Annotated in this window: 10 protein-coding genes; 1 reads left to right on the top strand and 9 read right to left on the bottom strand. The window is 57.5% G+C overall.

Annotated features, from left to right (window positions below):
- From VEZ38_RS17600 to rpsJ, 9 genes are all read right to left on the bottom strand, one after another.
- Positions 1-105 (bottom strand): ribosomal protein L16 (locus VEZ38_RS17600; protein WP_414694737.1); only part of this gene is annotated, 105 nt, incomplete at its 3' end.
- 3 nt (positions 106-108) lie between these two features.
- Positions 109-771 (bottom strand): 30S ribosomal protein S3, encoded by a 663-nt coding sequence (gene rpsC, locus VEZ38_RS17595; RefSeq protein WP_324895787.1) that lies wholly within the window; start codon positions 769-771, stop codon positions 109-111.
- Between the two features lie 23 nt (positions 772-794).
- Positions 795-1,127 (bottom strand): 50S ribosomal protein L22, encoded by a 333-nt coding sequence (gene rplV / locus VEZ38_RS17590; protein WP_324895785.1) that lies wholly within the window; start codon positions 1,125-1,127, stop codon positions 795-797.
- A 90-nt stretch (positions 1,128-1,217) separates the two neighbouring features.
- Positions 1,218-1,499, bottom strand: a complete 282-nt coding sequence (gene rpsS, locus VEZ38_RS17585; RefSeq protein ID WP_324895783.1) for a 30S ribosomal protein S19 — start codon at positions 1,497-1,499, stop codon at positions 1,218-1,220.
- A gap of 45 nt (positions 1,500-1,544) precedes the next feature.
- Positions 1,545-2,375: a 50S ribosomal protein L2 gene (gene rplB, locus VEZ38_RS17580; RefSeq protein WP_324895781.1), complete on the bottom strand. Its 831-nt coding sequence runs from the start codon at positions 2,373-2,375 to the stop codon at positions 1,545-1,547.
- Positions 2,376-2,408: 33 nt separating this feature from the next.
- Positions 2,409-2,702, bottom strand: a complete 294-nt coding sequence (gene rplW / locus VEZ38_RS17575) for a 50S ribosomal protein L23 (RefSeq protein WP_324895779.1) — start codon at positions 2,700-2,702, stop codon at positions 2,409-2,411.
- The gene (gene rplD / locus VEZ38_RS17570) at positions 2,702-3,325 is read right to left on the bottom strand and encodes a 50S ribosomal protein L4 (RefSeq protein WP_324895777.1); all 624 of its coding nucleotides are present in this window, start codon (positions 3,323-3,325) and stop codon (positions 2,702-2,704) included. The genes rplW and rplD overlap by 1 nt, the downstream gene beginning before the upstream one ends.
- 17 nt (positions 3,326-3,342) lie before the next feature.
- On the bottom strand, positions 3,343-3,972 hold the full coding sequence (gene rplC, locus VEZ38_RS17565; RefSeq protein ID WP_324895775.1) for a 50S ribosomal protein L3: 630 nt from the start codon (positions 3,970-3,972) through the stop codon (positions 3,343-3,345).
- 66 nt (positions 3,973-4,038) lie between these two features.
- Positions 4,039-4,347, bottom strand: a complete 309-nt coding sequence (rpsJ, locus tag VEZ38_RS17560; RefSeq protein WP_013921163.1) for a 30S ribosomal protein S10 — start codon at positions 4,345-4,347, stop codon at positions 4,039-4,041.
- A gap of 372 nt (positions 4,348-4,719) precedes the next feature.
- Here rpsJ and VEZ38_RS17555 point away from each other — a divergent pair.
- Positions 4,720-6,895 (top strand): hypothetical protein (locus tag VEZ38_RS17555; RefSeq protein ID WP_324895771.1); only part of this gene is annotated, 2,176 nt, incomplete at its 3' end.

Genomic DNA, 6,895 nt, shown 5'->3' with positions numbered 1-6,895 from the left:
CTGCAACCCGTATTCGCCGAAAGCGACTTCCGTACCGCCCTTCGCGCGGCCCTTCATGCTGCCGCGTTGTTCTTTGCGGTATTTGACGCGTTTAGGAAGTAACATGGTTTATTGCTCTCCTTCCTTCTTCGTTCTCCGCTTTGCAGCTGGCAGAACTTCGCCGCGATAGATCCATACCTTCACGCCGATGCGTCCGTAGGTCGTGTGCGCCTCCGCCGTGCCGTAATCGATGTCCGCGCGCAGCGTGTGCAACGGAACCGTGCCTTCGCTGTAGCCTTCCGTACGTGCGATTTCCGCGCCGCCGAGACGACCGCTGACCGAAGTCTTGATCCCCTTCGCGCCGGAACGAAGCGTACGCTGGATCGCTTGCTTCATGGCGCGGCGGAACGAAATCCGGCGCTCCAGCTGCTGTGCGATCGATTCTGCAACGAGAATCGCGTCGAGCTCTGCGTTCTTGATTTCCGAGATGTTGATGTGTACTTTCTTGTCCGTCATCTTCGCGAGTTGACCGCGAATGACTTCGACTTCCGCGCCGCCCTTGCCGATCACCATGCCGGGCTTCGCCGTATGAATCGTCACGTTCACGCGGTTCGCCGCGCGCTCGATGTCGATGCGGGATACGGAGCAATCTTTCAATTTATTCTTAAGGAACTCACGAATTTTGACATCTTCGATCAGGAGCTTGCCGAAATCCTTATCGGCGTACCATTTCGATTCCCAATCGCGGATAATGCCGATTCGAAGTCCTACCGGGCTGACTTTTTGACCCACACGTTTCCCTCCTTATTGTTGAATTACTTTTCGCTTACCGCCAGCGTGATGTGGCTCGTGCGCTTGAAGATCGAGAACGCCCGACCTTGCGCGTGCGGCTGCATCCGCTTCATCGTCGGTCCCTCGTTCGCGTACGCTTGCGTGATCACCAATTTATTCGGATCCAAGTTGTAGTTGTGCTCTGCATTGGCGATGGCCGAATTCAGCAGCTTCTCGATCACCGGAGACGCGCCGCGAGGCGTGTGACGAAGAATCGAGATCGCTTCGCCGACTTGCTTGCCGCGGATGAGATCGAGCACCAGGCGCGCTTTCCGAGGCGTGATGCGAACGTGGCTCAAATGTGCTTTCGCTTCCACTTGGAGTACCCTCCTCTCGAGTAACATGACTTCCTGTTTGGGGGAAAACGATTCGCCAAAAGCGCATCCTTTTCCCGCTTACGTAGTTGATTATCTTCTGCCGGTTTTCTTGTCGTCGTCGGTATGGCCTTTGTACGTCCGCGTCGGCGCGAATTCGCCGAGCTTGTGACCGACCATGTCCTCCGTTACGTATACCGGAACGTGCTTGCGGCCGTCGTACACGCCGAACGTGTGACCCACGAATTGCGGGAATACCGTCGAGCGGCGGGACCAAGTCTTGATCACGACTTTCTTGCCGGACGCGTTCAACTCTTCGACCTTCTTCATCAGGTAGCCGTCAATGAACGGCCCCTTCTTTAAGCTGCGGCCCATGGGTGATCCTCCCTTCCTGGCTTCGATCTACTCGCGAGACGCCGATTACTTCGTGCGGCGGCGAACGATGTATTTGTCGGATGCTTTGTTTTTCTTCCGTGTCTTGGCGCCGAGGGTCTTCTTACCCCATGGCGACATCGGCGACTTGCGGCCGATCGGTGCGCGGCCTTCGCCGCCGCCGTGCGGGTGATCGTTCGGGTTCATGACGACACCGCGGACGGTCGGACGCTTGCGCAACCAACGGTTACGGCCGGCTTTACCGATATTGATCAATTCGTGATCTTCGTTGCCTACGGAGCCGATCGTCGCGCGGCACACCTTCAGGATGCGGCGCATCTCGCCCGAGGACAAGCGAATGATCGCGTACGTGTCTTCCTTACCGAGCAACTGAGCTTCCGTGCCTGCCGCGCGCACCAATTGGCCGCCCTTGCCCGGCTTCAGCTCGATGTTGTGGATGACCGTACCGACCGGGATGTTTTCCAGCGGCAACGCGTTGCCCGGCTTGATATCCGCGTCCGGACCGGAGACGATCATGTCGTCGACCTTCAGGCCCTTCGGCGCGAGGATGTAACGTTTCTCGCCGTCCACATAGTTGATCAGCGCGATGTTCGCCGTACGGTTCGGATCGTATTCGATCGTCGCAACGCGGCCCGGAATGCCGTCCTTGTTGCGCTTGAAATCGATGATCCGGTATTTCCGCTTGTGACCGCCGCCGTGGTGGCGCGTCGTGATCTTGCCTTGGTTGTTGCGGCCCGCTTTGTTCATCAACGGCGCAAGCAACGACTTCTCCGGCTGATCCGTCGTAATTTCCGAGAACGCGTTCACCGTCATTTGACGGCGGGACGCCGTATACGGCTTAAAACTTTTAACTGGCATCGGTGTTTTCCCTCCTTATCTCAAAGATGCTGCTTATTCTGCCGTTTCAAAGAACGCGAGTTCCTTGCTGTCCGGGCTGAGCGTAACGATCGCTTTCTTCCACTCGGAAGTATAACCGCTGTAACGGCCATAACGCTTCGGCTTGCCGGGTACGTTGATCGTGTTCACGGCCGTGACTTTGACTTTGAAAATTTCCTCGACGGCTTGCTTGATTTCCGTCTTGTTCACGCGGCGATCGACTTCGAAGACGTATTTCTTGTCTTCCATCAATTCGCTCGTGCGCTCCGTGATGATCGGGCGACGGATAATATCGTATGGGCTCTTCATTACGCGAACACCTCCTCGACTTTCTTGGCGGCATCCTTCGTGATGATGAGCTTGTCGTAACCGAGTACGTCGAGCACGTTGATGCCTTCCGCCGATACGAACTTCGCATTCGGCAAATTCCGTACGGACAATGCTACGTTATCGTCGTGTTCAGCCGTGACGACAAGCGCCTTGCGGTCGACCTTCAGGTTGTTCAGAAGCGCCGTGATTTCCTTCGTCTTCGGCGCCGCAATCGCGAGCGCGTCTAGTACGATAATATCTTGATCGATCACCTTCGCGGAGAGCGCGGATTTAATCGCAAGACGGCGAACCTTCTTAGGAAGCTTAAAGCCGTAGCTGCGCGGAGTCGGTCCGAAGACGATACCGCCGCCTTTCCATTGCGGAGAACGGATAGAACCTTGACGCGCGCGTCCGGTACCCTTCTGTTTCCACGGTTTGCGACCGCCGCCGCGAACTTCGCTGCGACCCTTCGTCTTATGCGTGCCTTGGCGCAGGGAAGCCTGCTGCAGCAAGACTGCATCGTGCATTACGTGTTTATTCGGCTCGACGCCGAACACCGTATCCGCCAATTCCACTTCGCCCACTTGGGCGCCGCTTACGTTATATACAGCAACTTTAGGCATGGATGCTCCTCCTTTCCTTATTTCTTAACTGCCGAATTAATTTTCACGTAGCTGTTCTTCGCGCCAGGGATCGAGCCGCTGATGAGGAGAACGTTGCGCTCCGTGTCTACTTTAACGACCTTCAGGTTTTGCAGCGTAACCGTCTCGTTACCCGTACGGCCCGCCATCTTCTTGCCCTTCGGCACGCGGTTCGCGTCGCGGTGAATCGCGAGGGAGCCTTGGCCTCTGTGGTACTTGGAACCGTGGGACATCGGTCCGCGGCTCATGTTCCAGCGTTGGATCGCGCCGAGCGTTCCGCGGCCTTTGGAAGTTCCCGTTACGTCAACATACTCGCCTTCCGCGAACAGATCGGCAGTTACCACCTGGCCAACTTCGTATTGAGACAAGTCGACACCGCGGAATTCTTTAATGTAGCGCTTAGGAGTCGTACCCGCCTTCTTCACGTGTCCGAGCGCCGGCTTCGTCGTGTTCTTTTCCTTCTTCTCGTCGAAACCGAGCTGGATCGCGGTGTAGCCGTCGTTCTCGCCGTCCTTCTTCTGAAGAACTACACAAGGACCCGCTTGGATCACCGTCACCGGAACGACGTTGCCGTCCTCCGTGAACACTTGCGTCATGCCCAATTTCTTTCCTAAGATACCTTTTGTCATGTTGACACCTCTTTTCTTTCTATGCATAAGTAGTTACTTTCAAGGGTTGTATTGCGTCGCTCTGTATTAGAGCTTGATTTCGATATCTACACCGGACGGCAAGTCCAAGCGCATCAACGCGTCGACCGTCTGCGGCGTCGGGTTGACAATGTCGATCAGACGCTTGTGCGTGCGCATTTCGAACTGCTCCCGGGAATCCTTGTACTTGTGCACCGCGCGCAAAATCGTGATGATTTGCTTCTCCGTCGGCAGCGGAATCGGACCGGAAACGCCTGCTCCGGAACGCTTTGCCGTGTCGACGATTTTCTCCGCGGACTGGTCAAGAACCCTGTGATCGTACGCCTTCAAGCGGATACGAATCTTTTGCTTCGCCATGGTGAAAATCCCTCCTTCTATCGCCCAATTTTGTAATCGGACATACTCCGCGAAAATTCTCCGACCTCATCGTCTACCACCGCATGCCCACTTCATGGCAAAGGAGCCGGGTGTGTCGGCAACCTCTCGCATCATCGCACAGTCACAGACCAACGCTCACTATAATATCAAATTTTATAGGCGCACGTCAAGGAAAAGATCGACTTCCTTATGCATGCAATAATTTCACAGTCCCCGGAGGCCAATGAAATGTCGGAATGAAACGAATACTATCGAAAATGGGCCCTCGCCTAAGCCCTCTTCGTCGCCGACGTCTAGGCCTTTGCATATGGTACTCTAGATTCGTCAAGCGCGAAGGGAGTATTGTGGCGTATGAAGAAGAAGGCCAAGACGCAGGGGCGCCTCGCCGTTCGACCGAACGAGCGGGAAGCGCTCCCGATCGGGGAGCTCGACATCGTTCCCGCCGATCAACCCGCAGCCGCCCCGTCACCGGGGGCCGCGAAGGCAAGAAAACCCGCCGAAACAACTCGAAGGAAACCGACGGTCCGGCTGCAGGCGCTAACCGCCGAGATCGAGAAGCGCCGGAGTTTCGTGACCGGCCCGCTTATTTACACCGAAGACATCGCCGATCAATCGATCACGAACGCGAAAATCAAAAGCGGCACGATCGAAGGCACGAAAATTAAACCGCTCAGCATCGGCCGGTCCGAGCTGCAAGACTACATTATAAATGAAGGAAAGCTGGAAAACGGCAGCGTCACCGGTCCGAAACTCGCGGATCAAGCCGTGCAGCGACGCCATCTTGCCGATCATTCCGTCACGGAAGAGAAGCTCGCGCTTCGATCCGTACACGGTTATCATCTGGCCGATTCCAGCATTACGCCGGAGAAGCTCGCCGATCAAATCATCGACGCCACCAAGCTGGCGAACGCCTCCATTACGAGCAAGCACCTTGCGCCGCAGTCCATCTCTGGCGACATGCTGCAGGAGGGCTCCGTCACCTCCGACAAACTCGCCCCCGGGCTGATCCGCACCGAACACCTCGCCCACCAAGCGGTGAACAACATGAAACTCGCGGATCTCTCCGTGACCGCGGAGAAGCTCGTCCCCCGTTCCGTTACGTCGACGAAGCTATCCGATCAAAGCGTCGCCTCGATTCATATCCAGCCCGGCGCGGTCCGTTCCGAGCACATTCAACCGGATGCGATTATGCACCACATGCTCCAGAACGAATCGGTGACCGCTAGAACCATCGCTCCGCAGAGCATTCGCTCCGATCATCTTGAACCGGAATCGGTCGGCGCGGAGCAGCTCGCGCGGAAATCCGTTACGAGAGAGAAGCTCGCGTTGCAAGCCGTGACGACGAACCGCCTTGCGAACGGCGCCGTAACGACCGACAAGCTCGCCGAACAGAGCGTAACCGCCGACAAGCTTCAACCCGGCATTATCGGCAAGACGCATCTGACGCCTCAGTCGGTTACGGAAGAGTCTTTGGCGCCGGCAGCGGTGAAGCGTCCGCATATCGACCTACAAGCCGTACACACCGAGCACCTCGCGGATTATGCGATTACAACGTCGAAGCTCGCCAAAGAGTCGGTCGTCGGATCGAAGCTCGCGGATCGGAGCGTCCTGCCGGGGAAGATCGCCGAGCAAGCCGTACGCGCCGAGCACCTCGCCAAGTCCTCCGTAGGCGCCGATCATCTGCAAGACGGGGCCGTTCATACCGAGAAGCTTGCCGACCATGCCGTCACCGGCGACAAGATTTGTCCCGGGGCGATCGTCACCGAATCGATCGGCCTCGAAGCGATTCAAGAGCAGCATATCGCATACGGCGCCGTGAAAGCGCGCCATCTCGAAGACGGCGTCTTTACGTTAGATAAGCTCGGCGAAGGCGCCGTCACAGGCGATAAGATCGATGCGGACGCGATCGGCACGAAGCATCTGCGCAATCACAGCGTCACCATCGAGAAGCTTGCCCCCGGCGCCGTAGGCTCCCCGCAGCTTCGCGATCATGCCGTCGGCGCGGCCCATATTGCTTCGTCCTCGATCGCCGCGCGACACCTTGCCCCGGAGAGCGTAACCGAAACGGCCTTGAAGGACGGCTCCGTATCTGCCGCGAAACTGGCCAGGGGCTCCGTCTCCTCCGAGACGTTGGCGTCCGGCTCCGTCACCGGCAAGCATCTCGGCGAATTCGTCGTCAACAGCGAGCATCTGGTATTCGGCTCGGTACGCCAGGATCACCTGGTCGACGGCGCCGTGTCATCCAAACAGCTTGAGGACCGTTCCGTGCTCGGGACGAAAATCGCGGAAGGCGCCATCGACAGCGCTCATTTGACGGACGGCAGCATCGGTTCCGGCAAAATCGCGCCTCGCGCGATCGGCTCCGCGCATCTGCAAGCGCGTTCGGTCGCTTCGGAGCATCTTGCGCCGCAATCGGTCGATGCCGAGCATCTGAGCATCGGCAGCGTGGAAGAGGCCGCCCTCGCGGACGGCTCGATTACCGCTTCGAAACTGGCCGAAGGCGTCGTGCAAAGCATACACCTCGCCG

This window comes from Paenibacillus sp. (assembly GCF_035645235.1).
Taxonomy (GTDB): domain Bacteria; phylum Bacillota; class Bacilli; order Paenibacillales; family YIM-B00363; genus Paenibacillus_AE.
This window is presented reverse-complemented; position numbering and strand designations above follow the sequence as displayed.